This window comes from Amycolatopsis sp. (assembly GCF_035546795.1).
Taxonomy (GTDB): domain Bacteria; phylum Actinomycetota; class Actinomycetes; order Mycobacteriales; family Pseudonocardiaceae; genus Amycolatopsis_E.
On sequence record NZ_DASZWC010000071.1, the window covers coordinates 152,771 to 179,001 of the forward strand.

The 26,231-nt window shown below is 70.4% G+C and carries 31 protein-coding genes; 11 read left to right on the forward strand and 20 right to left on the reverse strand.

Translation table 11 applies throughout. The features are described 5' to 3' along the window. Positions 1-58 precede the first annotated feature (58 nt). Positions 59-619 (forward strand): helix-turn-helix domain-containing protein, encoded by a 561-nt coding sequence (locus tag VHD82_RS35835; RefSeq protein WP_325713906.1) that lies wholly within the window; start codon positions 59-61, stop codon positions 617-619. On the opposite strand, the gene VHD82_RS35840 is transcribed toward VHD82_RS35835, so the two are convergent. Genes VHD82_RS35840 through VHD82_RS35855 form a run of 4 tightly spaced genes read right to left on the reverse strand, consistent with a single transcriptional unit; the run spans position 603 to position 5,978 of the window. Next, a complete protein-coding gene (locus VHD82_RS35840; protein ID WP_325713908.1) occupies positions 603-1,766 on the reverse strand; it encodes a pyridoxal phosphate-dependent aminotransferase in 1,164 nt (387 codons plus the stop codon). The genes VHD82_RS35835 and VHD82_RS35840 overlap by 17 nt on opposite strands. Beyond that, complete coding sequence (locus VHD82_RS35845; protein ID WP_325713910.1) at positions 1,763-3,058, reverse strand: MFS transporter; 1,296 nt, start codon at positions 3,056-3,058, stop codon at positions 1,763-1,765. The genes VHD82_RS35840 and VHD82_RS35845 overlap by 4 nt, the downstream gene beginning before the upstream one ends. A gap of 18 nt (positions 3,059-3,076) precedes the next feature. Beyond that, positions 3,077-4,450, reverse strand: a complete 1,374-nt coding sequence (tcuA, locus tag VHD82_RS35850) for an FAD-dependent tricarballylate dehydrogenase TcuA (RefSeq protein ID WP_325713912.1) — start codon at positions 4,448-4,450, stop codon at positions 3,077-3,079. Between the two features lie 10 nt (positions 4,451-4,460). Beyond that, positions 4,461-5,978: an aldehyde dehydrogenase gene (locus VHD82_RS35855; protein ID WP_325713914.1), complete on the reverse strand. Its 1,518-nt coding sequence runs from the start codon at positions 5,976-5,978 to the stop codon at positions 4,461-4,463. 157 nt (positions 5,979-6,135) lie between these two features. Here VHD82_RS35855 and VHD82_RS35860 point away from each other — a divergent pair, with 157 nt between their 5' ends. Next, entirely contained in the window at positions 6,136-6,780 is a 645-nt protein-coding gene (locus VHD82_RS35860) for a GntR family transcriptional regulator (RefSeq protein ID WP_325713916.1), read from the forward strand. Here VHD82_RS35860 and VHD82_RS35865 read toward each other — a convergent pair. Beyond that, positions 6,770-8,239, reverse strand: a complete 1,470-nt coding sequence (locus VHD82_RS35865) for an amidase (RefSeq protein ID WP_325713918.1) — start codon at positions 8,237-8,239, stop codon at positions 6,770-6,772. The genes VHD82_RS35860 and VHD82_RS35865 overlap by 11 nt on opposite strands. A gap of 113 nt (positions 8,240-8,352) precedes the next feature. On the opposite strand from VHD82_RS35865, the gene cmtR reads away from it, so the two are divergent. From cmtR to VHD82_RS35880, 3 genes are read left to right on the forward strand one after another with little or no spacing between them, the layout of a single operon-like run. Next, positions 8,353-8,679 (forward strand): Cd(II)/Pb(II)-sensing metalloregulatory transcriptional regulator CmtR, encoded by a 327-nt coding sequence (cmtR, locus tag VHD82_RS35870; RefSeq protein WP_325713920.1) that lies wholly within the window; start codon positions 8,353-8,355, stop codon positions 8,677-8,679. Continuing rightward, the gene (locus VHD82_RS35875) at positions 8,676-9,272 is read left to right on the forward strand and encodes a cation transporter (protein WP_325713922.1); all 597 of its coding nucleotides are present in this window, start codon (positions 8,676-8,678) and stop codon (positions 9,270-9,272) included. Before cmtR ends, VHD82_RS35875 begins: the two co-directional genes overlap by 4 nt. A gap of 52 nt (positions 9,273-9,324) precedes the next feature. Beyond that, the gene (locus VHD82_RS35880; protein ID WP_325713924.1) at positions 9,325-10,113 is read left to right on the forward strand and encodes a DeoR/GlpR family DNA-binding transcription regulator; all 789 of its coding nucleotides are present in this window, start codon (positions 9,325-9,327) and stop codon (positions 10,111-10,113) included. A 3-nt stretch (positions 10,114-10,116) separates the two neighbouring features. Here the strand turns inward: VHD82_RS35880 and VHD82_RS35885 are convergent, their stop codons facing one another. After that, positions 10,117-11,049, reverse strand: a complete 933-nt coding sequence (locus tag VHD82_RS35885) for a LysR family transcriptional regulator (protein WP_325713926.1) — start codon at positions 11,047-11,049, stop codon at positions 10,117-10,119. Between the two features lie 126 nt (positions 11,050-11,175). Between VHD82_RS35885 and VHD82_RS35890 the strand changes: the two genes are divergently transcribed. Next, a complete protein-coding gene (locus VHD82_RS35890) occupies positions 11,176-12,411 on the forward strand; it encodes an MFS transporter (protein ID WP_325713927.1) in 1,236 nt (411 codons plus the stop codon). 374 nt (positions 12,412-12,785) lie between these two features. Here the strand turns inward: VHD82_RS35890 and VHD82_RS35895 are convergent, their stop codons facing one another. From VHD82_RS35895 to VHD82_RS35920, 6 genes are all read right to left on the reverse strand, one after another. Then, positions 12,786-13,046 carry a hypothetical protein gene (locus VHD82_RS35895; protein WP_325713928.1) on the reverse strand — a complete coding sequence of 87 codons (261 nt, stop codon included), beginning with the start codon at positions 13,044-13,046 and terminating at the stop codon, positions 12,786-12,788. Positions 13,047-13,070: 24 nt separating this feature from the next. Continuing rightward, entirely contained in the window at positions 13,071-13,859 is a 789-nt protein-coding gene (locus tag VHD82_RS35900; RefSeq protein WP_325713930.1) for an SDR family NAD(P)-dependent oxidoreductase, read from the reverse strand. Continuing rightward, entirely contained in the window at positions 13,856-14,776 is a 921-nt protein-coding gene (locus VHD82_RS35905) for a VOC family protein (protein WP_325713931.1), read from the reverse strand. The genes VHD82_RS35900 and VHD82_RS35905 overlap by 4 nt, the downstream gene beginning before the upstream one ends. Before the next feature lie 127 nt (positions 14,777-14,903). Next, on the reverse strand, positions 14,904-15,437 hold the full coding sequence (locus VHD82_RS35910) for a CGNR zinc finger domain-containing protein (protein ID WP_325713932.1): 534 nt from the start codon (positions 15,435-15,437) through the stop codon (positions 14,904-14,906). After that, the gene (locus VHD82_RS35915) at positions 15,424-15,717 is read right to left on the reverse strand and encodes an antibiotic biosynthesis monooxygenase family protein (RefSeq protein WP_325713934.1); all 294 of its coding nucleotides are present in this window, start codon (positions 15,715-15,717) and stop codon (positions 15,424-15,426) included. Before VHD82_RS35915 ends, VHD82_RS35910 begins: the two co-directional genes overlap by 14 nt. A 20-nt stretch (positions 15,718-15,737) precedes the next feature. Further along, positions 15,738-16,418, reverse strand: coding sequence for a class I SAM-dependent methyltransferase (locus VHD82_RS35920; protein WP_325713936.1), 681 nt, complete (start codon positions 16,416-16,418; stop codon positions 15,738-15,740). Positions 16,419-16,454: 36 nt separating this feature from the next. Here VHD82_RS35920 and VHD82_RS35925 point away from each other — a divergent pair, with 36 nt between their 5' ends. Beyond that, positions 16,455-16,895, forward strand: coding sequence for a MerR family transcriptional regulator (locus VHD82_RS35925; protein WP_325713938.1), 441 nt, complete (start codon positions 16,455-16,457; stop codon positions 16,893-16,895). 5 nt (positions 16,896-16,900) lie between these two features. On the opposite strand, the gene VHD82_RS35930 is transcribed toward VHD82_RS35925, so the two are convergent. Next, positions 16,901-17,728, reverse strand: coding sequence for an NAD(P)H-binding protein (locus VHD82_RS35930; protein ID WP_325713940.1), 828 nt, complete (start codon positions 17,726-17,728; stop codon positions 16,901-16,903). An 82-nt stretch (positions 17,729-17,810) separates the two neighbouring features. Between VHD82_RS35930 and VHD82_RS35935 the strand changes: the two genes are divergently transcribed. Then, positions 17,811-18,731, forward strand: a complete 921-nt coding sequence (locus VHD82_RS35935) for an AraC family transcriptional regulator (RefSeq protein WP_325713942.1) — start codon at positions 17,811-17,813, stop codon at positions 18,729-18,731. 31 nt (positions 18,732-18,762) lie between these two features. Further along, on the forward strand, positions 18,763-19,113 hold the full coding sequence (locus VHD82_RS35940) for a hypothetical protein (RefSeq protein WP_325713944.1): 351 nt from the start codon (positions 18,763-18,765) through the stop codon (positions 19,111-19,113). A 29-nt stretch (positions 19,114-19,142) separates the two neighbouring features. On the opposite strand, the gene VHD82_RS35945 is transcribed toward VHD82_RS35940, so the two are convergent. Together VHD82_RS35945 and VHD82_RS35950 are read right to left on the reverse strand one after the other, a co-directional pair. Next, positions 19,143-19,373: a hypothetical protein gene (locus tag VHD82_RS35945; protein ID WP_325713945.1), complete on the reverse strand. Its 231-nt coding sequence runs from the start codon at positions 19,371-19,373 to the stop codon at positions 19,143-19,145. A 52-nt stretch (positions 19,374-19,425) separates the two neighbouring features. Beyond that, positions 19,426-20,151, reverse strand: a complete 726-nt coding sequence (locus VHD82_RS35950; protein WP_325713946.1) for an alpha/beta hydrolase family protein — start codon at positions 20,149-20,151, stop codon at positions 19,426-19,428. A 113-nt stretch (positions 20,152-20,264) separates the two neighbouring features. Between VHD82_RS35950 and VHD82_RS35955 the strand changes: the two genes are divergently transcribed. Further along, entirely contained in the window at positions 20,265-20,840 is a 576-nt protein-coding gene (locus VHD82_RS35955; protein WP_325713948.1) for a TetR/AcrR family transcriptional regulator, read from the forward strand. Positions 20,841-20,858: 18 nt separating this feature from the next. Here the strand turns inward: VHD82_RS35955 and VHD82_RS35960 are convergent, their stop codons facing one another. The 3 genes from VHD82_RS35960 to VHD82_RS35970 form a co-directional block, all read right to left on the reverse strand. Further along, positions 20,859-21,659 (reverse strand): family 1 encapsulin nanocompartment shell protein, encoded by an 801-nt coding sequence (locus tag VHD82_RS35960; RefSeq protein ID WP_325713950.1) that lies wholly within the window; start codon positions 21,657-21,659, stop codon positions 20,859-20,861. Beyond that, positions 21,656-22,645 (reverse strand): Dyp-type peroxidase, encoded by a 990-nt coding sequence (locus tag VHD82_RS35965; RefSeq protein ID WP_325713952.1) that lies wholly within the window; start codon positions 22,643-22,645, stop codon positions 21,656-21,658. Before VHD82_RS35965 ends, VHD82_RS35960 begins: the two co-directional genes overlap by 4 nt. A gap of 117 nt (positions 22,646-22,762) precedes the next feature. Beyond that, the gene (locus VHD82_RS35970; protein WP_325713954.1) at positions 22,763-23,485 is read right to left on the reverse strand and encodes an SDR family oxidoreductase; all 723 of its coding nucleotides are present in this window, start codon (positions 23,483-23,485) and stop codon (positions 22,763-22,765) included. Positions 23,486-23,540: 55 nt separating this feature from the next. Here VHD82_RS35970 and VHD82_RS35975 point away from each other — a divergent pair, with 55 nt between their 5' ends. Then, positions 23,541-24,158 carry a TetR/AcrR family transcriptional regulator gene (locus VHD82_RS35975; protein ID WP_325713956.1) on the forward strand — a complete coding sequence of 206 codons (618 nt, stop codon included), beginning with the start codon at positions 23,541-23,543 and terminating at the stop codon, positions 24,156-24,158. Here the strand turns inward: VHD82_RS35975 and VHD82_RS35980 are convergent. Further along, positions 24,145-25,782 (reverse strand): ABC-F family ATP-binding cassette domain-containing protein, encoded by a 1,638-nt coding sequence (locus tag VHD82_RS35980; protein ID WP_325713958.1) that lies wholly within the window; start codon positions 25,780-25,782, stop codon positions 24,145-24,147. The two genes, VHD82_RS35975 and VHD82_RS35980, sit on opposite strands and share 14 nt — an antisense overlap. Before the next feature lie 102 nt (positions 25,783-25,884). Next, positions 25,885-26,070 carry a hypothetical protein gene (locus tag VHD82_RS35985; protein WP_325713960.1) on the reverse strand — a complete coding sequence of 62 codons (186 nt, stop codon included), beginning with the start codon at positions 26,068-26,070 and terminating at the stop codon, positions 25,885-25,887. Positions 26,071-26,231 lie beyond the last annotated feature (161 nt).

The following is a 26,231-nucleotide window of genomic DNA, read 5'->3' on the forward strand; positions in this document are numbered from 1 at the left end:
TGTCATAAGTCCACGATAGCAGAGTGATGACAGCATCTGCTGTCGCTATCCTGGGCGCATGGCACGGTGGGAGGGCAACGCACGCGGCAGGCTCGAACGGGCGGCGCTGGACCTGTTCACCGAGCAGGGCTACGACCGCACGACGGTCGCGCAGATCGCGCAGCGGGCGAACCTCACCGAGCGGTCGTTCTACCGGTGGTTCGCCGACAAACGCGAGGTGCTGTTCGGCGGCGGCGAGGAACTGGAACAGCTGATCGTCTCCCGGATCGACGCCGCTCCCCCGGAGCTGGACCCGCTGCCCACGCTGCTGGCCGCGTTCACAGCCGTGCCGGAGGTGGTGCGGCCGCGCGAGTTCCTGCTGGAACGGTCGGCGGTCATCGCGGCCAATCCACCATTACAGGAACGTGAGCTGATCAAGCTGGCGTCGCTGTCCGGGGCCATCACCGCCGCACTGGTCCGCCGCGGCTGCGAACCACAGCTGGCCCGCCTCGCCACCGACGTCGGCTCGGCCGTGCTCCGGTTGACCGCCGCCCGGTGCCTGGCCGACGAACGAGCCGATTTCGCCGAGGTGCTCCAGGCGAGCGCGGCGGATCTGCACGCCATCACCGCGTCCCGATGAACTCCGCGAGCCGGTCGAGCGCCGTCTCCAGCATCGGGGTGGCCACGGCGTAGCTGAGCCGGACATGGCCCGGCGCCCCGAAACCGGTGCCGGGCACGAGCCCGACCCCGGTCCCGGCGAGCAGCCGCGCGCAGAATTCGTCCGAAGTGGACTGTCGCTCGCCCAGTACCGCCGAGATGTCCGGGAACAGGTAGAACGCGCCCGTCGGCAGTTCGCAGCGCACGCCGCTGATCGCCGAAAGACGTTGGTGCGCGACGTCGCGCCGCGCGCGGTAGGAGCCGATCGCTGCCCACGGCACGTCGTTCATCGCGCCGATGGCGGCGTACTGGGCCACGACGGAGACGTTCGAGGTGGACTGCCCCTGCACCCGCCGGATGAGCCCGGCGATCCCGGCCGGCGCGGCGGTGTAGCCCACCCGCCAGCCGGTCATCGCACAGCTTTTGGACACCCCGTTGACGACGATCGTGCGGTCCTGCAGCTCCGGCCCGAGCGCGGCGATACTCGGCACCGCGCCCTCGCCGTAGTGGAAGTACTCGTAGATCAGATCCTCGACCACGAACAGGTCGTGCCGCAGCACCACCTCGGCGAGCGCTTCCAGTTCGGCCAGGGTGTAGGTGGCCCCGGTCGGGTTGCCGGGGCTGTTGAGCACGACCGCCTTCGTCCGCGGGGTGACCGCGGCGGACAGCTGTGCCGCGGTCAGCTTGAGCCCTTCCCCGGCCGGCACGACGACCGGTGCGGCGCCGGTCAGCCGCACCTGCTCGGGATAGGTGACCCAGTACGGCGCGGGAATCACCACCTCGTCGCCTTCCTCGCACAAGGCCAGGAAAGCGTTGCAGAGAGCGTGTTTCGCGCCGTTGGCCACCACGATGTCGCCGGGCTCGTAGTGCAGGCCGTTGTCCTCGGCGAGCTTGCGCCGGACGCGTTCCCGCAGTTCGAGCACACCGGCGACGTCGGTGTAGCGGTTGCGCCCTTCGCCGATGGCCTTCAGCGCGTACTCCCGAGCCAGCTCGGGCATCGGGAAGTCCGGCTCGCCGACGGAGAGGTTGAGCACCTCCTCCCCCGCTTCCTTGCGGGCGCTCAGCTGGGCGTTCAGCGAGAGGGTCGGCGAGGGGCGCAGTGCGGTCGCGCGGCTCGACAGCGGTTTCACGTCAGTGGCCTGCCCTTGGTCTCGGGGGTGAGCAAAGTGGTGATCAGCCCGATCGCGACCAGCACGACGAGGTACGCGGAGAACAGCCAGTCCAGCTGATGCGTGTGCAACCACGTCAGCACGTACGGCGCGGTGCCGCCGAAGATCGCGACCATCACCGAATACGGGACGCCGACGCCGGAAGCGCGTACCTCGGTGGGGAACAGTTCCGCGAAGTAGGCGGGCATGATGCCGACGAACGCGCCGAGGAAGAACAGCGCGACCCCCATCAGCACGCCCAGCCGCACCGCCGAACCGTTGAGCAACGCCATCAGCGGGAACGACAGCGCCAGGAACGAGATCCCGTAGGCGATGAAGACCGGCTTGCGGCCGAACCGGTCGGACAGCTTGCCCCACAACGGCAACGTGATCATGAAGAACACGTTCGCCGCCACGGTGGCCCACAGCCCGGCGGTGGCGTCCACGCCCTTGGCGTCGATGGCGAACCCGGAAATACCGACGGCCCAGATGTAGTAGACCACCGTGACACCCGCGGTGAGCCCGAGGATCCGGGCGAGGCTCTTCTTGTTGCGCGCCAAGGCACGCAACAGTTCACGCGTGCTGCGGGTACTCGCCCCTTCGGTGTAGGCCTCGGTTTCCTTCAGTGAGCGCCGCAGATAGAGACCCACGAGCCCGAGCGCGCCGCCGATCAGGAACGGGACCCGCCACGCCCAGTCCCGCAACGCCTGCTCGCCGAACAGGCTGGACCCGGCCGCGCCGATCAGCGACGCGAGCACGATCCCGGCGGTGACCGAGATGTACAGGCTCGTCGACCACAGGCCCCGGCGCGCGGTCGGGGCGATCTCGGCGACATAGGTGTACGACGCGGCGATCTCCCCGCCGTGCGCCAGGCCCTGCAACAGCCGCGCCAGCAACAGGATCACCGCCGCGCCGACGCCGACCGTGGAGTGCGTCGGCGCGATGCCGATGATGATGCTGCCCGCGGCCATGGTGACCATCGAGGTGGTGAGCGAAAACCGGCGGCCACGGCGGTCGGCGAGCCAGCCGAAGAAGAACCCGCCCAAGGGGCGCATCAGGAAACCGACCGCGAACACGGCCAAAGTGGACAGTAGCGCGCTGGTGGCGTTGCCACCGACGAAGAACTGCTTGGCGAAGAAGGGGGCGAAGATCGCGTAGACGCTCCAGTCGTACCACTCGAGCGTGTTGCCGATACCCGCCCCGAACAACGTCCGGAACTTACCGGGTGCCTTGCCGGTCGCCGCCTGCGCCGGCACGGAGATGGGAGCCGTCATGGGTCCTCCAGGAAAGGCTCAGGCGGTGGCGGCGGCTTGGCCCGCCACCCGCCCGAACACCATGCCCCGCAACACGGACGTGCCGCCGGGATACTTGTCGTGGTAGATGCCGGTGCACTCACCGGCCGCGTATAGGCCGGGAATCGCCGCGCCGTCCTCGTCGACGACCCGGGCGCCCGCGTCGGTTTCCAGGCCACCGAAGGTGAACACGATCGCGCAAGCCACCGGGTACGCCAGCAGCGGCGCCTCGTCGACGGTCAGCGCCCAGTTGCTCTTGGGCGGTTCGATCCCCTCGGTGCCCTTGCCGTCGGGGCGGCGCCAGTCGAACTCACCGTCCGCAACGGACTTGTTGTAGGCGCCGACCGTCTCGGCGAGCCGGTCGGCGGGCAGCTCCAGCGCCGCCGCCAGTTCCTCGATGGTGTCTGCCGAGACCGGTTTCCGGCCCGTCAGCAGGCCGCGCTCGCGATCGGCGACCCGCTCGAACTTGCGGTCGGTGATGAAGTAGGCAACGCCGCCCGGCTGCGCCCACACCGCCCGCGCGGTGCTCTCGTAGGTCTCGTCGACCGTGCCGCGGCCTTCGTCGATGAACCTTTCCCCGTGCTTGTTGACGAGGATCCCGTACGGGAAGACCATCACCAGCGCCTCGGGATTCTCCGCGCGCGGGTCGACGGGCTCGGCGTGGAAGCTGTCCCACTGCCCGCCCCGCCGCGCGCCGATCTCCAGCGCCATCCGGATGCCCTCGCCCTTGTTGAACGTGACCCCGGGCGCGATCGGGATGAGGTTCGTGACGTCGCCCGGCAGCGCCTCGCCGAGCGCCGCCTGGTCGCCTTCGAACCCGCCGGAAGCGATGATCACCGCACGGGCGCGCAGCACCTGCTCGCCCTCGGGGCCGCTGACCTCGACCCCGGTCACCCGCCCGTCTTCGGTCATCAGGCGCTGTGCCGTGCAGTGGTAGCGGAACTCCACGCCGAGCTTCTCCGCCACCGGGCGCAGCGCCGAAAGCAGCGCCTCGCCACCGCCGTGGGGCTGGAGCCGGGGCCGGTTGCTGTTGATGAAGTAGGTGGGCAGGCGCCGGAACCGCGCCCCGTGGCCCTGGATCCACTCCATGGTCTCGGGCAGGCGCTCGACCAGCTCCTCGAAATACCAGGCCGGGGTGCGGCCGCCGGAGAATCCGACCACTTCGTCCACAAAGGACTCTCCGGGTTCGTAGACGTCGTCCAGCCGGAAGTAGGCCGAGGTCCACCTGGTGTTGCCGCCCGCTTCCAGCGGACCCGCACGATCCACCAGTACCACGGGCGCGCCCTGTTCGGCCGCCGAAACGGCGGCCGAGAGGCCCGCGATGCCCGCGCCGATCACCACGACCGGGTTCGGCGACGATGCCGATTCAGACATGTGCTGCTCCTCAGGCGCGCGGGTTGAACGGGTCCTTGACGCCCTGGCCGGTGTCGACCCAGACGCTTTTCTCCTCGGTGTACTCACGCAGGGCGTCGGCGCCGTTCTCCCGGCCGAGGCCGCTTTGCTTGTAGCCGCCGAACGGGGTGGCGTAGGAGGTCTTGCGGTAGTTGTTGATCCACACCGTGCCGGCGCGCAGCCGCTCCGCGACCCGGTGCGCCCGCTGCACGTTGCCGGTCCACACGCCGGCGGCGAGCCCGAACTGGGTGTCGTTGGCGATGCGCACGGCCTCGTCCTCGTCGTGGAACCGGATCACCGAGGCGATCGGCCCGAAGACCTCTTCCTGCGCGATACGCATGTCGTTCGTGACATCGGCGAACACGGTGGGCCGGACGAACAGCCCGTCCGGGAACCCGTCGACCGGCGCCGCGGCGCCGCCCGCCACCAGCCGCGCCCCGTCGGCCTTGGCGACGTCGATGTAGGACAGCACCTTCTCGTACTGCGGGCGGCACGCGACGGTGCCCATCTCGCTGGCGGGGTTCTGCGGGTCGCCGACCTTGATCGCCTCGGCGCGGCGCCCGAGCTCGGCCACGACCTCGTCGTAGATGGTGTCCTGCACCAGGATCCGGGAGCCGGCCATACAGGTCTGCCCGCTGGCGCCGAAAATGCCGGCGACGAGGCCGTTGACGGCGCTGGTCAGATCCGCGTCGTCGAAGACGACGTTCGGGGATTTCCCGCCCAGCTCAAGGGAAACCCGCTTGAGCGTGCGGCCGGCCTGCGCGGCGATGGCCTGCCCGGTGGCGGTCGAGCCGGTGAACGCGATCTTGTCCACCCCGGGGTGGCCGGTCAGCGCGGTGCCCGACGGGCTGCCCAGCCCGGTGACGACGTTGAACACGCCCGGCGGGAGGCCGGCCTCGGCGGCGAGCTCGGCGAACCTGATCGCCGACACCGGGGTGACCTCGGATGGCTTCGCGATCACCGTGTTGCCCGCGGCCAGCGCCGGGCCGAGCTTCCACACCAGCAGCAGCAGCGGCGAGTTCCACGGGGTGATCGCGGCGACCACGCCGAGCGGTTCGCGTACGGTGTAGTTCAGCATCTGCTTGACGTGCAAGGGATTCGTGCTGCCGCCGGGCATCTGCGCGAGCCCGGCGTAGTAGTTGAAGTACTCGGGCATGAGCTTGGCCTGCCCGACCATCTCGCGGATCAGCTTGCCGTTCTCGTTGACCTGCAGCTGGGCGATTTCCTCGGCGTTGTCGGCGATCGCCTGACCGAACCGGATCAGGAACTTCGCCCGGTCGGCGGCGCGGTAGCCCGGCCAGTCACCTTCCTCGAACGCGCGGCGGGCGCTTTCCACGGCGGTGTCGACGTCCTTCGCCGACGCGTTCGGCACCTGGGCCCAGACCGCGCCGGTCGCGGGGTTCATGACGTCGAGGTACTCGCCCTCGATCGGGGCGAGCTGCTGGTTACCGATGAAGAGGCCGTAGCGGGTGACACCCTCGGCGGAGGTGTCGGGCAGCGACTGGGACATTGATGCGCCTTTCGAGTCGTCGGTGACGCCACCGAGGCTAAGCGATTGTCCCACAATCGGTCAACTACAACGCTGTGACCTGCTGTTATATGACTATTAGATCGTTTTTCGTCAATCTTGGTTTGACCTACAATGGGGCAATCACTAGGCTGGTTCCGTGAAGGCGATTGCTGCCGCCGCGACGGTCCGGACGCAGGCGGCCGAGGCCATCCGGGCCGAGATCATCAACGGCGCGCTCAAACCCGGCCAGCGGCTCGTCGAGCGCGAACTGTGCGAGCAGCTGGACGTTTCGCGCAACACGATCCGCGAGGCCTGCCGCCAGCTCGAGGCGGAGGGCTTCCTGGTCATCCCGCCGCACAAGGGCCCCACCGTCGCGCGGCTGAGCGACGATGAGGCCCGTGCGATCTACGAGGTGCGCGAAGCGCTGGAATGCTTCGCCGTCCGGTTGTTCGTCGAGCGGGCCACCGACGAGATGGTGGCCCGCCTGCGGGACGCGCACGCGAAGCTCAAGGCAGCACACGAATCCGGCCGCGTCGCCCGGATGCTCAGCACCAAGAACAAGTTCTACGACGTGCTGTATTCGGGCGCGGGCAACGAAATCCTGCACGCGCAGGCGAGCCTGCTGCACGGGCGGCTGGCCCAGCTGCGCGCGCGGTCGCTCCGGCACCAGGGCAGGCCGCAGTCCAGTATCGCCGAGATCGACGAGGTGGTCGCCCGCATCGCGGAGCGGGACGCCGACGGCGCGAGTGCGCTCTGGCGTGACCACATCCGCAATGCGGCGGCGACGGCCCTCAGTTCCTGACCACTGGGCCCTGCGGCGCCTGGAAGCCGCCGATCTTCTCTTCGAGCAGTTCGGCCAGCCGCAGCGGGGTGCGGTCCTCGAACATCGGGCCGAGGAGCTGCACTCCCACCGGCAGGCCCTCCGGCGAGCGGCCCGCCGGAATCGCCGTGGCGGGCAGGCCGGGCATGGTGGCCAGGCCGGCCCAGACGAGCTGGTCGAAGTACGGGTACCGGACGCCGTCGATGTCGATCCGGCGTTCCATCCCCTCCGGATTGTGGTCATGCGGGAACGCGGGAGTCGGCGTGACCGGCGCGACCACGGCATCGAACTCGGCGAACAGCTGCCGCCAGCCGTGGCGGTGGAGTTCGCGGCGGCTGTCCGCCGCGAGCCAGTCGCGGTGGCTGAGCAGAATACTGCGCAGCCGCACCGCGCCGAGGCTCCCGTCGTCCGCGCTCAGTCCGGCGGCGTCGGTGCACACTTGCTCGTAAGCTTCGGCAGGAAGGCCCGCAGAGGCGCCGGAAAACAGCAACTGCGTGTAGAGCGTTCCGGCTTCGGCCAGGTCGGGCAGCAACGGACTGTGCCGTTCGACGCGGGCGCCCTCCTCGACGAGCGCGCCGGCCACCCGGTTCACGCCCGCCCGCACGGCGGCCCCGGTCGGAATGAGCGGATGCTCTTCCAGGATCAGGACCCGGAAATCGCGGAGCCGCTCGTGGCGCGCGGGCGGGAGCCGCAATCGATACGCCACGCCGCGCGTCAACGGATCCGGCCCGGCCATGACGTCGAGCAGGAGCGTGAGGTCACGGGCGGTGCGCGCCATCGGACCGACGACGGCGAGGTCGAGATCGACCGGCAGGGCCGGCGCGGCGGGCGAGACCATCCCGCGGTTCGCCGCCAGCCCGAGTGTCGGCTTGTGCGCGTAGACCCCGCAGAAATGCGCGGGGGTGCGCAACGACCCGGCGATGTCGGAACCGAGGGACAGCGCACCGAACCCGGCCGCCAGCGCCGCCGCCGAACCGCCGGAGGAGCCGCCCGGGGTGCGGTCGTGATCCCACGGATTGCCGGTGGTGCCGTAGATCTCGTTGAAGGTCTGGATGTCTTGCAAGCCCGGGGGCACATTGGTCTTGCCGAGCACCACCGCACCGGCGGCCTTCAGCCGCGACACCTGTACCGCGTCCTCGGCCGGCACATGGTTGCGGTACTGCGGCAGCCCCCACGTCGTCGGCAGCCCGGCGATGTCGTAGGACTCCTTGACTGTCACCGGAATCCCAAGCAGCGGCTGATCCTCGCCGCGGGCACGCGCCCGATCGGCACGGAGCGCGGCTGCCCGCGCCCGGTCGAAGTCCGGTACGCAGATCGCGTTGATCGCCTTGTCGTCCCGCTCGATCCGGGCGATCGCTTCTTCGGTCAGCTCCGCCGAGGTCACCGCGCGGGCACGCAACGCTGCCACGAGTTCTTCGGCCGACCGCGGATTCCATTCCATGGATCCGAAGCTACCGGCGTGGCGCACAGGCCACGAAATACCAATACGCGCAAGGAAAAAAGGTGTCCTCGGAACACTTCCAACAGTTCAGCCTTCGCTGTACTGTCGTACCCGTGCTGAAGTGTGAGACGCGCGGCGACGCCCTGGCCCGGCTCGGGCGGGCGCTCGCCGACCCGACCCGCTGCCGGATTCTCGTCGCGCTGCTGGACGGCACCCGCTACCCCAGCGCGCTGGCCGACGAGCTGGGCCTGTCACGGTCCACAGTGTCCAATCACCTGGCCTGCCTGCGCGGCTGCGGGCTGGTCGTCGCGACCTACCAGGGCCGGCAGGTGCATTACGCGCTCGCCGACCCGCACCTGGCCAAGGCGCTCGACGAGCTGGCCAAGGTCGTGCTCGCGGTCGATACCGCTGAGCCCTGTCTCGACGAGGTGGCCCGGTGACCAGCCGCGAATCGCGGCTTTCCCGGCGGGTGCGCCTGCTCGTCGCGGCGACGATCACCTACAACGTCGTGGAAGCCGTCGTCGCGATCACGGCCGGTTCTTCCGCCTCGTCCACCGCGCTGATCGGGTTCGGGCTGGACTCGGTGATCGAGGTCGCCTCGGCCGCCGCGGTCGCGTGGCAGTTCTCCGGCAGCGAGCCGGAAGCGCGGGAACGCACGGCGCTGAAAATCATCGCGGTGTCGTTCTTCGCGCTGGCGGTTTACGTCGCGGTGGAAGCGATCTGGTCACTCGCCGGTGGTACGCCCGCCGGCCACTCGACCGCCGGCATCGTGCTGGCCGCGGTTTCCCTGCTCGTCATGCCGGTCTTGTCCTACGCCCAGCGCCGTGCGGGCCGGCAGCTCGGCTCCGCCAGCGCCGTGGCTGACTCGAAGCAGACGCTACTGTGCACCTATCTGTCCGGGGTGCTGCTCGTGGGCTTGCTGCTCAACAGTTTGTTCGGCTGGTACTGGGCCGATCCGCTCGTCGCGCTCGTGATCGCGGCCGTGGCCGTGCGGGAAGGCCGCGAAGCCTGGCGTGGCGACGAGTGTTGCTGACGTGGCCGCCTGCCTGTGCCGTTCACTACCGCCGGATCAGTAATCTGTGCAGGTGGGACAGACAGCCAGCGGCAGCGCCCGGTCGCGCACCATCCGGCAGCAGCGGATCGCCGACTACGTGATCGGCAAGGGCTCCGCGTCCGCGGCGGAGCTGGCCGAGCTGACCGGGGTCAGTGTGATGACGGTGCACCGTGACGTGGACGAGCTCGCCCGCCGCGGGCTGCTGCGCAAGTTCCGCGGCGGGGTGTCCGCGCTCCCGTCGACCGTGTTCGAGAGCAACGCCGAATACCGCCTCAACGCGCACGTCGAGGCCAAGGCGGCGATCGCGCGACAGGCGCTGACCCACGTCGAACCGGGCATGTCCATCCTGCTCGACGACTCGAGCAGCGCGCTGGAACTGGCCAAACTGCTGCCCGCGGCCACCCCGCTCACCGTGGCGACGAACTACCCGCGCACGATCGAAGCGCTGAAGAACGTCGACGACCTGCGGCTGATCTGCATCGGCGGAGACTACTCCCCCACGCACGATTCCTACCTCGGCATGCCCTGCCTGGAAGCCGTCGAGCGGCTGACCGTGGACGCGACTTTCGTGTCCACGTCGGCGATGAACGCGGAGATGACCTTCCACCAGGAGCCGGACATCGTGATGGTCAAGCGCGCGATGCTGGCCAGCGCGGGCAAGCGGGTGCTGCTGATGGATTCGAGCAAGATGCCGCGCACCGCGTTGCACCGGCTGGCCCCGGTGACCGACTACCACCAGCTGGTCATCGATTCGGGCGCGCCGGAGAAGCTCGTCGAGGAGCTGCGGAACCGGACGGCCGTGGACGTCGTGAAGCTCTGAGCCTCAGCGGGCCCACTCCGGCACCCACACCTGCCCGCCCGCCGTCGCCTGGTACCGGGCCCGCAGATAGTCCACGAAGTTCGCGAGCACGGGATGCCGGTTGTCCGCCCGCCAGATCACCGACAGCGGGTAGACCGGGGCCGGGTCGACGACCGGGATCCGGCGGAGGTCGTAGCTTTCCGGCCAGATGTACCGCGAGCCTTCGCAGGCGAAGGTGGCGAGCCGGGTCGAGTCGGCGAGTTCGGCGAAGAGCATTTCGACGCCGAAGCTCGGCCCGATGGTGTCGATGGTGAGACCGAAAGCGTTCGCCAGGTCCTCGTAGTAGCCGATCGGCTCGGCGTCGGTCATGCCGGGCATCCAGATCGGGTGCTCGGCGAGTTCGGCCAGTGTCACCGTTTTGGCGTTCGCCAGCGGATGTCCTGGGCCGACGAGGATCTCGTGCCGGTCGTCGATGACGCGCGCGGCCCGGAGCCCGCCCGGGACTTCGCCGGCGGAGGCTCGCAGCGAGCGGAAGGTCGCGTCGAGGACACCGGCGCTGATCTCGTCCATCGCCGACGGGGCGTCGACGTTGGCGAGGGTGACGACATCGAGTTCGATGCCCGGGTATTGCCGGTAGAAGGCGTAAAGCAGGTTCGACGGCGCGATCCGGCGGCCGAGGACGTCGACCCGCAGGGCGCGGCGTCCGGGCGTCACGGCGGCCGTGGCGCGTTCGGCCGCGCGGAGAAGTTCGCGTGCGTGGGGCAGCAGCGCCTGCCCGTCGACGGTGAGCCGGGCGCCCCGTGCGGCCCGGGCGAAAAGCCGCACGCCCAGCTCCCGTTCCAGGGCGGCCACCCGCTTCGACGCGGCCTGTTGGGTGATCGCCAGGTCGTCGGCCGCGGCCTGGAACTGACCGGTCTCGGCAACCGCGACGAAGGTACGAACCGCATCGAGATCCACCGGGAAAAGGTACGCCCACAACGGAAAGTTGTGACACGCCGTCGGATCCGTTGTTGGTGCCGGGGCCGGACGGCCCGCTTCGATCTCCCTGACGACAACGGGTTGTCCACGAAGGGAGAACAGCACATGTGGCGGAGAGCGCGCCTCGGCCGGTCGTTCGGGTGGTTGTGGGCCGCTTACGCGGTCAGCGCCTACGGGACCGGGCTCGGCTTCGGCGCCTTCTCGGTCATCGCCATCGAGGTCCTGCGCGCCGGCTCGGTGGAGGTGGCCGCGCTGTCGTCGGCCGGGCTCGCGATCGGGGCGCTGCTGGCCGTCCCGCTCGGGCCGTGGATGGAGTTCCGCGCCAAGCGGCCGGTCATGATCGCGATGGACCTGGTCCGCTTCGCGGCCTTGGCCTCCGTGCCGTTCGCCTACTGCCTGAGGGTGTTGTCCTTCACGCAGCTACTGGTGGTTTCCGTCGTCGCCGCGGCGGCGAAGATCGCGTTCGCCGCCGCCAGTGGCACTTACCTCAAAACCCTCGTCCCCGCCGACGGGCTGCTGGTGGCCTCCAGCCGGTTCGAGTCCACCACCTGGTCGGCCACGGTCGTCGGGCCACCGCTGGGCGGCGCCGCCATCGGGCTGCTGGGGCCGGTCGTCACCGTCATCGCCGACGCGCTGAGCTACCTCCTCTCGGCGCTCGGCATCACCGCGATCAGGGAACCCGAGCAGGCGCCGGACCCGAGCAAGACCCAGCGCCGATGGAGCGACGTCGCCGAGGGCTGGCGCTACATCCTCGGCCACCAGACGTTGCGCCGATTGTTCTTCAACACGGTCCTGGTCAACGCGCTGCTCATGGCCGGGGAGCCGTTGCTGTCGGTGCTGATGCTCTCCCGCCTGGGGTTCCCGGTCTGGCAGTACGGGCTGGCGTTCGCCGTGCCGTGTCTCGGCGGGCTGATCGGTTCGCGGCTCGCCCGCCGCGTCGCCGCCCGCTACGGCGAACGAAAAGTGCTGCGCGTCTTCGGCGTGCTCCGCGCGTGCTGGCCGATCGGGCTCGCGTTCATCCAGCCGGGCCTGCCCGGGCTCCTGATCGTGATGGGCACCGAGCTGGGGCTGATCCTCTGCATCAGCCTCTTCAATCCCGTTCTCGCCACGCACCGGCTCACCAGCACCGACCCCGCCCGCCAGGCGAGGGTGCTCACCGCCTGGTCGGTCACCAGCAGCGCCACCATCGCCGTGGTCACGGTGCTGTGGGGCCTGCTCGCCGAACTCACCGGCCCGCGCGCGGCTCTCGCGCTCGCCGGGCTGCTGCTCCTGGCCACGCCGTTCCTGCTGCGGGAGTGTCTTGAAAGTGGTTTGCGTGGCGGCGCAAGGAGCGGAACCTGAGGCGGCCCGGCGTCTCGCGCAGGTCGTCGTTGCTGACGAGTGCGGTGCCGACGCCGGAGGCGAGATGCTTGGGCGCGGCGGTCACCAGCTCGCGGTGACGAACACCGCACGGAGGACGCCGTCCACAATGGAGAGTCAGGGGTTTCCGGCCGGGCCCGGTCCCACTTTCTCTCTACCAACCGAGCGTTTGACAGTCCCGCCGGCGGTGGCGAACCTCCTTACCGGCGTGGAAACCCGGGAGGAGCGGACGCTGTGCGCGAGATCCTGGTGGTGGGCGGCACCGGCCCCACCGGCCTTCCGCTGATCGAGGGCCTGCTCGCGCGGGCGCGGCTGTGTCCAGCGTGTGCCGAGGGCGCGTCAGCGAGTGAACGCGGCTACCGGGACTTGGCGGCCGGGCGCTTGGCGGGCTTCGCGGCCGCGGGATCGGCGGCGAGGCTGTGCAGGGTCATTCCGGCGAAATGCTCGCCGATCTGGGTGGGGGTGAACTCCCCATCGGGCCGGAACCAGCGGTGGACCCAGTTGACCGAGCCCAGGATCGACAGCGAAGCCAGCTTCGGGTCGATCTCGTCGCGGATCAGCCCTTCGGCCTTGCCCTTGCGGCACCGTGACCGGTGTGCTCGTGCAACCCGGCGCACCCGTCTCGGCAGGCGCGCCGCTGCTCACCCTCCGCTGACGATCGGGACGTCCGGCCCGCCGCCGTCGACCAGAATGCGTTGCGCGGTCAGGTAGTCGGCGTCGGCGGAGGCCAGAAAGGCGACGACCCCGGCGACATCCCCGGGGCGCGCCACCCGGCCGAACGGGTACGAGGCGTCGAGTTCGGCTATCGCCCCGCCAACGGACGCGGCCACCAGCCGCTCCCCCATCTCGGTGGCGACCAGCCCGGGCGCGACCACGTTCACCCGCACGCCGTGCGCCCGCTCCTCGTGGGCCAGCGTGCGCGCGGCGGCTTCCATCGCCGCCTTCGCCATCGTGTAGGCCGCCCCGCCACTCGGTGCGGCGTCCACAATGGCACTCGAGATCACGATCACGTCGGCGCGCCCGGCGGCTCGCATCCCGGGCAGGGCCGCCCGGATCAGCGCCAGCGGGCCCAGTGTGTGCACCCGCAACAACCGCAGGTACTCCTCGGGCACGGTGTCCGCGACCGCTGTGCCACGGCTTGCCGTGCCCGCATTGCTGACGAGCAGGTCGATCGGGCCGAGATCGGCGTGCACCCGCTCGACCAGCTCAGCGGTCGCGGCGGGATCGTCGACCGACGCGGCGTACGCGCGCGCTGTTCCGCCCTCCGCCTCGATCGCCTTCACGACCTCGTCAGCCGCGGCGGCGTCCCGCCGGTAGTTGACCGCGACCGCGGCCCCTTCGGCCGCCAACCGCTTCGCCACCGCGCGGCCGACACCCCGCGAACCGCCGGTGACCAGCGCTATCCGGCCCGCCAGCCTCGCCCCGGTCACGGCCGGGCCGCCGCGTCGAGCCGGACCACATCACCGTTGAGTAGCTCGTTCTCCATGAAACTCCTTACCAGACGGGCGAACCTCAGCCCGACGCGGAGTGTGTCACACCCCGGTGAGGTTGACGTCCAGCATGTCCACCGGCGATACCCGCGTTGTCGGTCGCGGACCACGCCGGCGATCGCGCCGAGCGATCCGTCGAGCAGCTCCAGCACGGTGCCGTCCGGGTCGCTGAGGTAGACCACCCGCACCGGCCCGAAAAACCCGGGCTTCCCCCAGAGCCGCGTCCCGCCGGCCGCTTCGGCACGGGCGAGCGCGGCGTCGACATCCGCGACGCGGATACCGAGGTGCGGCAGACGGGCGGCGGGATCCGGTGGCACACACCATTCCGGCACCCCTGGCCCGAACTCGAACAGCTCGACGCCGTTGCCGTCCGGAAAAGCGAGCAGCGCGACGCGCACCGCGGCGTCCGTGGTCATGGAAACCGCAGCCGCCTTGGCGCCGAGCGTGAATGGTGCGGTGAGCGGCTTTGCGCCCAACGCGCGGTAGAACTCGGTGGCCCGATCCAGGTCCGCCACGCCAATGCCGGAGTGATGCAGCCCTGCCGGGCGACGGAGTTGGCGGCGGAGGTCGTGGGTGTCGTACCAGGTGGTGACCTTCGCGATCACGCCGTCACGCAGGTCGAACACATCGAGCGCGCTGAAGGCGACCGGACGGCCGTCACGCAGCCGGCCGGTGAAGTCGATCTCCGTGGTGACCGCCGCCGCGGACTCGATCCACCGTGTCACCCGGTCTTCGTGCGCGGCGTAATTCGCCAGCAGAGCCGGGAAATACGCCAGCGCCGCCGGCCCCCCGACAACGGAGTGCCGCTCGGAATTGAGGGCCTCGAAGTACTTCTCGGCCACCGCCCTGGGGGTCACGACCCCACCAGTTTCTTCAGCTCCTTCATCGACTCGAAGAACCATTTCGCCAGCGATGGGTCGCCGAAGGCGGTGATGTCCACCATTGAGCAAGGACGCGCGTTCGTCAAACGATTGGTAGGTTAGCTCACGTCCTGTCCACTGTGGACTTTCGGTGGACGCGCTGCCGTTCCCGCCAGCCGCAGGGATCTTCGGCGTGCCAACGGCGCGTGCGCGATCTCGTGGTGTCGTAGAAAAGCAGGTCACACTCCGGGCGGGCACAACGGCGCAACCGCGCGGGCTCGAGCCCGGCGAGCTCCTCGACGACGCGCCGGGCCAGCGCCGCGGCCGGCGAAGCGTCCGTCCAGATCAGCTGCCGCCGCATCACGCCGTCAGTCACCACGAGCTCGACGCGCGCAGTGCTGCCCGCGGCGAGCGCGTTGAGCGCCCGGTGATCCACGTCCTCGTCGGCGAGGATCGCTTCCGCGGCAAGGTTTGCGGCCCGGTGGAGCCGACGGAGCTCGGCCAGCTCCGCCGTGTCGACGGGCCGGCCGAGCTGGGCCGAGGCCGTGCCGGAGTCCGGCAGGACCGGCTCGCTGAACGCGACGGCCATCCCGGCGGGCCGCCGCGGCCGGCCAAGGTTGGCCAGCAGCAGCAGCGCCGCCGGCTCAGCTCCCGGCACGGATCGCGACCGTGCGCCGCCGCGGCTCGGCGACCAGATTGTTCGCGGTGACGGCGTTCGGATGCGTGGCGTATCGCCGGCGCGACTCGTCGGCGTGCTCCCGGCTCTCCCACTGGCTGACCACGAGCAGGTGCCCGGGATCGTCCGCGTCGACCAGCAACTCGTGACTCAGGTAGCCCTCGAAACCCGGCATGTCGCGCCAGATCGCCTCGGTCACCGCGCGCCCTTCCTCGGCCCGCGCGGCGGGGAACCGGGACTCCCAGATCGAGTAGATCGCCATACTTCCTCCCGTGTCACGGTCTAACTTGAAGATAGACCGTGAGATGGGTCGTGCGCAACGTCGGGCAGGTACCCGAGCACACAAGCCACCGGCGGATCCAGATCGAGCATTTCGGTCCGGAGCCGCCCGAACCCGGCTTCGGTCAGCATCCCCGACAGTTCGGCGGCGGCCTCCGCCGAAGTCGCCGCGGTGGCGCCGGGACAGCGGGGCTGCGACACCAGCGCGATGCGCCCGCCAGGCCGCAACAACCCGGCGATTTCGCGGAGGCGGGCGATCCGGTCCGGCCACATGCCAACCGTGTTGACCGCGAGCGCGGCGTCGAACGGCCCGTCACCGATGGACAACCCGGCGACAGGCGCGTGGATCAGGCGCACCCGTCCGGCCCGGATGGCGGCGCGGTTGCGGCGGGCGGCCTGGCGGATCATCACCGCCGAATGGTCGACACCGACCACTGTCCCCCGGGTGGCCAGCGCGGCGATGGCCACGCCGGGCCCGCAGCCGAGCTCGAGCACGCGCTCGGTCGGCTGAATGTCAAGAAGCCTTGCCGCCCAACGGTTTCGCGCCACGTTCGACGAACGCCGGCCCATCACCCACCCGGCGACGTGCCCCACCGCTCCGGTCGGCCGGTGGAACTGGGCCACGCCCCCGTGCCGTCCCCAAAACCGCATGATGCGACCGCCGGCCCGCTGTTTGATGTCCATGGGGCGAGCCAAGCACTTCGAGTAGACTTGAAGTCAATGTCCGCCACCGAACGCGCCCCGGCGTTGCTCTCGATCGGTCAGCTGGCCGACCGCACCGGCGTCCCGGCCACCACGCTGCGGTACTACGACGAGCTCGGCCTGGTCCGGCCGGCGAGCCGCGCCGCGGGGCGGCGACGTTATGCGGCGTCGGCGGTCCGAGACGTCGGGTTGATCCTCTGCTTCCGCGAGATCGGCTTTTCGCTGGCCGAGCTCGCGCGTTTCGTCGCGGGCGAGCGGGACGGCCGCCAGGAGATGATCGATCGCAAACTGGCCGAGCTCGCCGAGCAGCAGCACCGCATCGAGGTGGCCCGCACCGCACTCGAACACGGGAAGAAATGCCCGGCGAGCGAGCCGATGCGCTGCTCCCGGTTCTGGTCGATCGTGGAAGGACGGTTACGCGGATTGTCCTTGGAAGAAAGCCACTCGCGAGCGCACTGACAAGCTCATACCCGCCACCGGTCCACAGCCCCGGCGACGTAATCCTCGAACCGCCGGGGCGGGCGGCCGAGCGCGCGAGTCACGTCGTCGCTGGGCGTCGTGGCCTGGCCGTCGCGGATGGCCACGAACAAGCCGGTCAGCAGTCGCGCGACCGCGGGCGGCACGCCGCACGAGATTTGCCGCTCCACGAAGGCATCCGCATCGACGTCGATATACCGGACGGCCCGCCCGGTCGCCTTGCCGATCAACGCAACCGCCTCCGCGAGGCCGATCGCGCGCGGGCCGGTCAGGTGGTAGGTCCGGCCGCTGTGCCCGTCCCCGGTCAGCGCTGTCGCGGCGACTTCGGCGATGTCCTCCGCGTCCACGAACGGCGTGCGTCCCTGGCCCGTCGGCAAGGCGAGCGTCCCGGCGAGAATCCCCGGCAGCCAAGGGCCTTCGCTGAAGTTCTGCGCGAACCAGTCCGGCCGCAGGATCGTCCACTCCGCGCCGCAACCGCGCACGGCTTGTTCGGCGGCGTGCAGCGGATGGCCCGGATCGTCGGCGAGCGGAGCCGACAACAGCACGAACCGCCGCACCCCGGCGGCGACGGCTTCGGCCACCAGGTGCGGGATGCGTTCCCGGTTTTCCATACTGGCCTGGAGATTCGGTTCGACGAGGTAGGCCGCGGTGACACCGTCGAACGCCGGACGCCACGTCGCCGGCTCGTCGAGATCGAGCCTGAGGTCGCCCGCGGAGCGGGTGGCCGTGCGGGCGGGCACGCCGTCGGTCTGCAGCCGCTGAGCGATACGGCGGCCGACCTTGCCGGTACCGCCGAGAATCAGAATGTTCTGCACAACGCCCAGACAACCCCGTTCCACACAGACGATCCATGGGAAAACGTCGAAGATCGCTTTGTGATCGTCTAACGTAGTTTCCGTGGACGTGCTGAGCGATCTGCTGCACCGGGCACACGCCGGCAACACCGTTGCCCGGCAGCTGATCCGGCGGCCGCCGTGGTCGCTGACCTTCGCCGATCCCCCGCCGCTCACGATCCTGGCCACGCTCGGCGGGCAGGCTGCCGTCCGGCTCGGCGGCGAGACGACCCGGCTCGACGCGGGCGACATCGCGCTCGTCACCGCCGGGCCGCATACGATCGCCGATGCGCCGGACACCCCGCCGCAGGTCGTCATCCGTGGGACGCGCAAAGAACTCGCGCCCGGCGCAACGCCGCATCCGAACCTCGCGCCCCGCACTTACGGCGACGGCCTGCCAGGCGCGACAACGCTGCTCCGCGGCGGCTGCGAGCTCCACGGCTGCGCCGGCGAGCGCGTGCTGGAGATGCTGGCGCCGGTCGCCGTGGTGCCCGCGGGCCCCCGCACCAAACCCGCGCTGGACCTGCTCGCCACCGAGATCGCCCGTGACGAACCCGGGCAGGACGCCGTGCTGCACCGGCTGCTGGATTTCCTGCTGGTGTCGGCATTACGGGCGTGGTGCGCCCGCCCCGGCGCGAAGGTCCCCGCGTGGTACCGGGCACTGTCGGACCCCGCGATCGGCGAGACTTTGCGTCTGCTGCACGAAGATCCGGCCCGCCGCTGGACGGTGGCGGAGCTGGCGGTCGAGGCCGGGATGTCACGGGCCACGTACGCGGCGCGCTTTACCGATCTGGTCGGCCGTCCGCCACTGGCCTACCTCACCGACTGGCGGATGAGCCTGGCGGCGGATCTGCTGCGCGACACCGACGACGCCGTCGCGGCCGTGGCCCGGCAGGTCGGCTACGCGGACGCCTTCGCGTTCAGCGTAGCGTTCAAACGCGCCCGCGGGGTGAGTCCGTCACATTGGCGACGCGACGTCTCGTGACGCGGAATCGCGGACGGTCAGGGACGAGGGCATGAGAAACGTGAGCACGAGGACGCAGCGAGCGGTGGCGCGGTTCAACTCCGGCGTCATGGCGCTGCGCTCGTCCCGTCTGGCCGGGCGCTTCGTCCGGAAGCACCTCATCGTGGTCACCTACACGGGGCGGCGCTCGGGGCGGACGTTCCAAATCCCGGTCGGCTATCGGCGCCGCGGTGACACCGTGACGATCGGGGTGCGCATGCCGGACGTGAAGTCGTGGTGGCGCAACTTCACCGGCGACGGCGGCCCGCTCACGCTCGACCTGGACGGCGCGCCGAGCGAGGGCCACGCCGTCGCCCGCCGGGATGCGCGCGGCGTCACCGTGACGGTGCGGCTCACGGCCTGACCCATCGCGGAGACGGCGCCGGGCCGTGGCTAGTCCGCCGGGCCGCGCAGGGTGAGAACCACGCGCAGCACGTGCTCGACGGCGGAACCGAACATCGCCCCGCGCAGTTCGCCACGGGCGGCCAGGTTGCGGGACGCGAACTGCAGCATCCGCTCGGGCCCGGCCCGGCGGACGACGAGCGCGGCGATCTCTTCCATGTCGAGTTCCGGGTTGTCCATCCGCGTCAGCGCGAACTCGATGAGGAGCTCTTCGTCGGTCATGCCACCCCCTCGCGCACCAGCATAAGCGACGGGACCCAGGGCGACCGGCGCGTCAGCGGAGCTTGAGCAGCAGTTCGGCGAGCTCGCCGGGCATGGTGACCATGCAGTCGTGGCCGGTCGGCAGTTCCCACACCCGTGCCGGTTCGCCGTTGGGCTGGATCGCGGGAACCGGCCGACGCGCCATGCCTTCGGGTTTGCCGACGGTGCAGTGGATGTGGGTCCGCGGGATCGCGCGCGCGGCGGGGTTGTCCAGCCGGACCGGTTCTTGCAGGCAGCGCACCGGCTGGTCGGACAACATCGTCCGCACCCAGGCGATATCGGCGGGGTCGGTGATCCCGAACAGGCCACCGGGCGGCGGCAGCCGGGGCAACGGCGGAACCCGCCAGCCGCTGTCGGACTTCAGGGCGAGCTCGATCAGGCCGCGGCTGACGGGCATGACGTCGGCCGCGGTTTCGCCGTGCTCGGGGACCATCGCGTCGAGGTAGACCAGGTCCGAGATCCGGTCCGGGATGTCGTTGGCCACCGAGGAGATGACCAGCCCGGCGTAGCTGTGCCCGACGAGCACCACGTCGGCGAGGTCTTCCGCCTTGATCAGCCCGACGATGTCGTCGACGTGCGTGTTCAGCCCGACCTCGGGGCCCGCCAGGTGCACCTTGTCGCCGTAGCCGGTCAGCGTCGGCGCGAGCACCCGGTGCCCGGCCGAGGCCAGCAACGGAACGACCCGGTCCCAGCACTCGCCGCTGTGCCAGGCACCGTGTACCAGCAGAAATGTTGACATGTTTCGCGCTCCATCGACGTACGGCAGGATTGTCTGGCATCATGAAAGAAAGCGGGACACCGTCCCGTTTGACCATATGGGACACTGTCCCGGTTAGCAAGGACGAGGATGCGGTGAACGACGGCGACCGGAAAACGGCCCGGCCTCGACGGGCGGACGCGCGGCGCAACCAGGAGGCCCTGCTCGACGCGGCGGCCAGTGTGTTCGTCGCGTCCGGGGTGGAAGCGCCGATCCGGGACATCGCGGCCAAGGCCGGCGTCGGCACGGCCACGATCTACCGCCACTTCCCCACCCGGGCGGATCTCATCGTCGCGGTGTACCGGCACCAGGTCGAAGCCCTCGCCGAGGCCGGGCCCGCCTTGCTGGCCGCCGCCGCGACCCCGCACGCCGCATTGGCCCAGTGGATCGACCTCTTCGTCGACTTCCTGGTCACCAAGCTCGGCCTCGCCGCCGTACTCCAGTCCGACGACCCCTGCTTCGACCCGCTGCACTCCTATTTCCTCGAACGGCTCGAGCCCGTCTGTGCCCGATTGCTCGGCGCCGCAACGGATTCCGGCGAAATCCAGCCCGGCCAGGACGCGTTCGAACTCATGCGCGGCGTCGGCGGCCTGTGCGCGGGCGCGGGTGACAACCCCCGCTACGACGCCCGCCACCTGGTGCGGCTGCTGGTCGCCGGGCTGCGGGTCTGAGGACTGCCGAAGGAGTCGTCAGGCCTCGAACGCGACCGCGGCCTCCGGGCTGTTCACCAGGAACGTCAGCGACTCCTCGAAGTACAGTTCGACGCTCGTGCTGTCGTGCGAGGTGTAGCCGATCGACGTGTCCTGGCCCAAGTGCAGCTCGAAATCGCCGCCGCGGGTGGACAGCAGGATCCCGGACGGCATCGCCGGCGCCCAGATGATGCGGCCGCCCTCGCCGAGGACGCGTTCGACGTGCTGGCGGATCGGGTAGCCGCGCTCGGTGGTCTCGTCGAGGGCGGTGTAGGCGTCGGCCGGGAGCAGCAGCGCGTAGTCACCGCCGACGCCTGCCAGCCGCAGCAGGCTCAGCGCCTGCGCGACGACCGTGGGGTAGGCCGTGGCGTGGTCCGGCCGCCCGACCGTTTGTGGCGCCGCCGCCCGGATTCCGGCGATACCGGCCGCGGCGAGTCCGTCGGCGATAATGCGGTCTTCGGTGAACGCGAGCTTCTTCGCCGCGTCCTTCACCGGCTGCCAGTCCGCGTCCTTCGCGCCGCGCGCCACGTCGTCGACGGCCTGCCTGCTCACGGTGAACGGCACCCGCAGCTCCACCACCGTGGCCGCTTCCCGCTGCCGCACGCGAACTCCCTGCTCGGGCGTGTCGAGCTCGTGCCCGTGCCCGGTGCTCACCGCCGCCAGCCCGGGGCCATCCGGACCGGCGAGGTCGACCACCCGGCGCCCGGCCAGATGCGCGGTGAAGGTGCGCCGCGCTTCCGCTTCGAGGTCTTCCCAGGCCTCGGTGGAGATCGGCGCGAGTTCGCGATGCAGGTTGTTCACAGTGTGCTCCGTTCCTTGAGGCTGCCGACGCGCAGCGAGGAGTCGGCCGTCGGAGGCGGTGGCGGATCGTCCAGGAAGTCCTGGCTGGGCACGAAGAACAGGCAGCCGGTGACCGCCGTGGAGAAGTCCAGGATGCGGTCCGTGGTGCCCGCCGGGCGGCCGACGAACATGTTCTCCAGCATCTGCTCGATGACCGAAGGCGCCGCCGCGTAGCCGATGAAGTAGGTGCCACGCTCCCCTGTGGACAGTCGCGCGAACGGCATGTTGTCGCGCACGATCTGCCGCTCCTCGCCGTTTTCGTCCTCGATGGTGGTGAGGGCGACGTGCGAGTTCGCCGGTTTGGTCTCGTCGGGGAACTCGATGTCGGACAGCTTCGTGCGCCCGACGACCCGCTCCTGCTCCTCCACGGCGAGCGCGTTCCAGGCTGCCATGTCGTGCAGGTACTTCTGCACGACGACGTAGCTGCCGCCCTCGAACTCCGGGTCCTCGTCCCCGACGAACACGGCCGCGGACGCCGCCCTGCCGGTCGGGTTCTCGGTGCCGTCGACGAAACCGAGCAGGTCACGCTGGTCGAAGTAACGGAAACCGTGCACCTCGTCGACGACCGTGGCCGCGCCGGCCAGCCGTGCCAGGAGCTGGTCCGCCAGCTCGAAACACAGATCCATGGTGGCCGCGCGGATGTGGAACAGCAGGTCACCCGGCGTGGCCACCGCGCGGTGCACCGGGCCCTCGATCTCGCGGAACGGATGCAGGCTCGCCGGGCGCGGCCCGGCGAACAGCCGCTCGTAGGCCGACGCGCCGATCCCCGCCACGCAGCCGAGCCCGCCGTCCGGGGCGCGGAACCCGACCGATCGGGTCAGCCCGCCGACATCGGCGAGCAGCTCACGCGCGATGTCCTCGCCGCCGTCGTCGATGGTGACCACCAGGAAGATCGCCGCGGCCGTCAGCCGCGTCAGCACGGGTTGCGGTTCGGCGTCAGGCACCATCAGCGTCCACTCCGGATAGTGGCGAACGGCCCGCGTTGGCCGATCGCGAAGTGCAGGGGCCCAGCATAGACATGCGGCAGCGGCAGATCACCGACGCGCTCGTCGCGAGAGCCGGTGCTACCACGGCACAACGCCGTTGTCGTTGAAGAAGCCACCGGTCGGACCGTCGTCGGGCAGCGTGGCGAGATCGACGATGACGCGAGCACCTTCGGCGACCGTGCGGGTGCCCCGGTGCCCGGTCATATCCGTCGCGGTGTAACCAGGAGTGACCGAATTGATCTTGATCCGGGACAGCGCGGTGTTCTTGCCGAACGCCTTCGCGTACTGGACCGTGAGCATGTTCAGCGCCGCCTTCGAGGACGAGTAGGCCATCCGCAGGCCGGCATCGCCACCGAAATCGGTGCCACCGCTGGTCAACGACAGCGACGCGGTGGTGCTCGAGACGTTCACGATGCGCGCCGCCGGGGATTCGCGCAGCAGGGGCAGCATGGTCTGGATCATCGTGACCACGCCGAAGACGTTGACCTCGTAGTTCTGCCGCATCTGGGCGGCTGTGGTGTGCTCGGCGAGCGCGTCGACGACCGTTCCCGCGTTGTTGACCAGCACATCCAGCCGTCCGTACTCGGTGCCCAGCCACCGGGCGACCTCCTCGACGCCGCCGGCATCGGTCACGTCGAGCCCTACCGGAATCGCGCCGAGCTCGCGGGCGGCGGCCTTGCCACGTTCAAGATCGCGGCTGCCGAGGACAACCGTGGCCCCGCGCGCGGCGAGCCGGCGCGCGGTTTCCTTTCCCAGCCCCTTGTTCCCACCCGTCACCAACGCCACCGGGTAATCGCGCACAGCCGGACACCGCCCCTTCACGCAGTTGATGTTACAAGCTGTATCATAAAATCCCGTGGCAGAGGGTAAGCGCGCGCAGGGCGTCCAGCGCACCAGGCACAAAATCCTCGCGGCCGCCCGGCAGCACCTGATCGCGGTCGGCTATCGCAACCTCAGCCTCGAGCAGGTCGCCGCCGACGCCGACGTGACCAGGGTGACCATTTACCGGCAGTTCGGCAGCAAACTGGGGCTGCTCGACGCGGTCGCCGAAGACCTTGCCCAGCGCGCCGGGCTCGTGCCCGCCATACAGGCGGCGGCCGCACTCGACGACCCGGTCACGGCGTTCAAAGCGATGGTCGCCGAGCTGTGCCGCTTCTGGAGCACGGATCCCGACCTGCTCCGGCGCCTGGTCAGTCTCGCCGCGGTGGACCCGGAAGCCCATCAGGTCGTCAGCTACCGCGAGCAGTGGCGCTTCGACCAGGTCGCGCTGTTCGTCGCCCGGCTCGCCGAAGCCGGCTGCCTGCGCGCGCCGTCCGACGCGGTCACCGCGGCCGTCGTCGTTGGCGCGACCACCAGCTTCGCCACCTGCGACGACATCGCCACCCGGCTGGACCGGGGCCACGACCAGCTCGACGACCTGTTACTCGCACTGCTCCACGGAGTCGTCCGGCTCGACGACGTCAGGCCTCGGTGACCTTGCCGCCGGCGACTTCCAGGCGCCGGGTGACCTGCACCGCGTCGAGCATGCGGCGGTCGTGGGTCACCAGCAGCAGCGTGCCGGGGTAACTGTCCAAAGCGGACTCGAGCTGTTCGATCGCGGGCAGGTCGAGGTGGTTGGTCGGCTCGTCGAGCACCAGCAGGTTGACGCCCCTGGCCTGCAGCAACGCCAGCGCGGCACGCGTCCGTTCGCCAGGGGAAAGGGTCGCGGCCGGGCGCAGGACGTGCGCCGCCCTGAGGCCGAACTTCGCCAGCAGCGTCCGGATGTCCGCGTCGGCGAGTGCCGGGACCGCACGCGCGAATGCCTCCGCCAGCGGCAGATCGCCGAGGAACAGCCGCCGCGCCTGGTCGACCTCGCCGACCACCACCCCGGGCCCCAATGCGGCGGCGCCGGAGCCGAGCGGTACCCGGCCGAGCATCGCCGCCAGCAGCGTCGATTTCCCGGCGCCGTTCCGGCCGGTGATCGCGACCCTGTCCGCCCAGTCGATCTGCAGGTCAACCGGGCCGAGCGTGAACTCCCCGCGCCGCACGAGCGCGCCCCGCAGCGTCGCCACGACCGCACCGGCGCGGGGCGCCGCCGCGATTTCCATGCGGAGTTCCCACTCCTTGCGGGGTTCCTCGACGACCTCCAGCCGGTCGATCATCCGGTCGGTCTGGCGGGCCTTCGAAGCCTGCTTTTCCGTTGCCTCGGTACGGAATTTGCGGCCGACCTTGTCGTTGTCGGGTGCCTTGCGGCGGGCGTTCTTGACGCCCTTCTCCATCCAGGCGCGCTGCGTGCGCGCCCGCGCCTCCAGGCCCGCGCGGGTCTTCGCGTACTCCTCGTAGTCGTCGCGGGCGTGCCGCCTGGCCACCGCGCGCTCCTCCAGGTACGACTCGTATCCGCCGCCGTACAAGCGGATCTGCTGCTGCGGCAGGTCCAGCTCCAGCACGGCGTCGACGGTGCGGGCGAGGAACTCGCGGTCGTGGCTGACCAGCACCGTCGCCGCCCGCAGCCCGGTGACGAACCGCTCCAGCCGGGCGAGACCGTCCAGGTCGAGGTCGTTGGTGGGCTCGTCGAGCAGGAACACGTCGTAGCGGCTGAGCAGCAACGACGCCAGTCCTGCGCGCGCGGCCTGCCCGCCGGACAGCGACGTCATCGGCTGGTCGAGATCGACGGCCAGCCCCAGCTCGGCGGCGATCTCGCCGGCCCGCTCGTCGAGGTCCGCGCCGCCAAGCGCGAGCCACCGGTCGAAGGCGATGGCGTAGCGATCGTCCGCGCCCGGGGCGTTGTTGGTCAGCTCCTCGGTGACCACGTCGAGTTCGGCCTGCGCTGCCGCCACTCCGGTGCGGCGGGCCAGGAACGCGCGCACGGACTCGCCCGGGCGGCGTTCCGGCTCCTGCGGGAGGTGCCCGATGGTCGCCGTCGGCGAGTTGAGCCGGACTTCGCCTTCCTCCGGCTTGTCGAGCCCCGCGAGGATGCGCAGCAGCGTGGACTTCCCGGCGCCGTTCACGCCGACCAGCCCCACCACTTCGCCCGGCGCGACGACCATGTCGAGCCCCGAGAAGAGCGTCCGATCGCCATGCCCGGCCGCGAGGCCCTTCGCGGTGAGAGTCACGCTCATGAGGAAAACTAGCTCCGTCTTCGGGCCTGCGGTTCGTGCTCCAACAGTACCTTCGGCGCTCGCGTAACGCCTTGGGGTGCGGTCACCTCAGTGTGCACCTTCTCAAGTGTGGCGGCCGGCAGCGCTGGGTGAGGCCGCGGTCGGCGCCTCGGCCTTCTCCGGCTGCCGGGTCGTGGCGGCGGTCTCGACGCTGTGGCCGGAAGCGATCGACGCGGCGGCCATGCCCACCGACGAAGTCCCGCCGCGGATCAGCAACCGCCCGCCCGGCGCGATGTCCAGTGCGGCCAAAGATCCTTGTGCGGTCACGTACGTCTCGGGCAGCGCGGCTCGGCATGACCGCCACCCACATCAGGCTCCAGCCCGCGCGGACCTCCGGACCACCGGCCCCCACACAAACCGCCGCGCGCATCGCCGTAACGCGGCTTGACCGGCTACCGGTAGGATGCCAG

What these genes read in the sequence shown, in the direction of transcription:
- VHD82_RS35835 (WP_325713906.1), top strand. Translation starts at nt 59, where the DNA reads ATGGCACGGTGGGAGGGCAACGCACGCGGCAGGCTCGAACGGGCGGCG.
- VHD82_RS35845 (WP_325713910.1), bottom strand. Translation starts at nt 3,058, where the DNA reads ATGACGGCTCCCATCTCCGTGCCGGCGCAGGCGGCGACCGGCAAGGCA.
- tcuA (WP_325713912.1), bottom strand. Translation starts at nt 4,450, where the DNA reads ATGTCTGAATCGGCATCGTCGCCGAACCCGGTCGTGGTGATCGGCGCG.
- VHD82_RS35855 (WP_325713914.1), bottom strand. Translation starts at nt 5,978, where the DNA reads ATGTCCCAGTCGCTGCCCGACACCTCCGCCGAGGGTGTCACCCGCTAC.
- VHD82_RS35865 (WP_325713918.1), bottom strand. Translation starts at nt 8,239, where the DNA reads ATGGAATGGAATCCGCGGTCGGCCGAAGAACTCGTGGCAGCGTTGCGT.
- VHD82_RS35890 (WP_325713927.1), top strand. Translation starts at nt 11,176, where the DNA reads ATGTGGCGGAGAGCGCGCCTCGGCCGGTCGTTCGGGTGGTTGTGGGCC.
- VHD82_RS35915 (WP_325713934.1), bottom strand. Translation starts at nt 15,717, where the DNA reads ATGGCGATCTACTCGATCTGGGAGTCCCGGTTCCCCGCCGCGCGGGCC.
- VHD82_RS35920 (WP_325713936.1), bottom strand. Translation starts at nt 16,418, where the DNA reads ATGGACATCAAACAGCGGGCCGGCGGTCGCATCATGCGGTTTTGGGGA.
- VHD82_RS35925 (WP_325713938.1), top strand. Translation starts at nt 16,455, where the DNA reads ATGTCCGCCACCGAACGCGCCCCGGCGTTGCTCTCGATCGGTCAGCTG.
- VHD82_RS35940 (WP_325713944.1), top strand. Translation starts at nt 18,763, where the DNA reads ATGAGAAACGTGAGCACGAGGACGCAGCGAGCGGTGGCGCGGTTCAAC.
- VHD82_RS35945 (WP_325713945.1), bottom strand. Translation starts at nt 19,373, where the DNA reads ATGACCGACGAAGAGCTCCTCATCGAGTTCGCGCTGACGCGGATGGAC.
- VHD82_RS35950 (WP_325713946.1), bottom strand. Translation starts at nt 20,151, where the DNA reads ATGTCAACATTTCTGCTGGTACACGGTGCCTGGCACAGCGGCGAGTGC.
- VHD82_RS35965 (WP_325713952.1), bottom strand. Translation starts at nt 22,645, where the DNA reads ATGGTGCCTGACGCCGAACCGCAACCCGTGCTGACGCGGCTGACGGCC.
- VHD82_RS35980 (WP_325713958.1), bottom strand. Translation starts at nt 25,782, where the DNA reads ATGAGCGTGACTCTCACCGCGAAGGGCCTCGCGGCCGGGCATGGCGAT.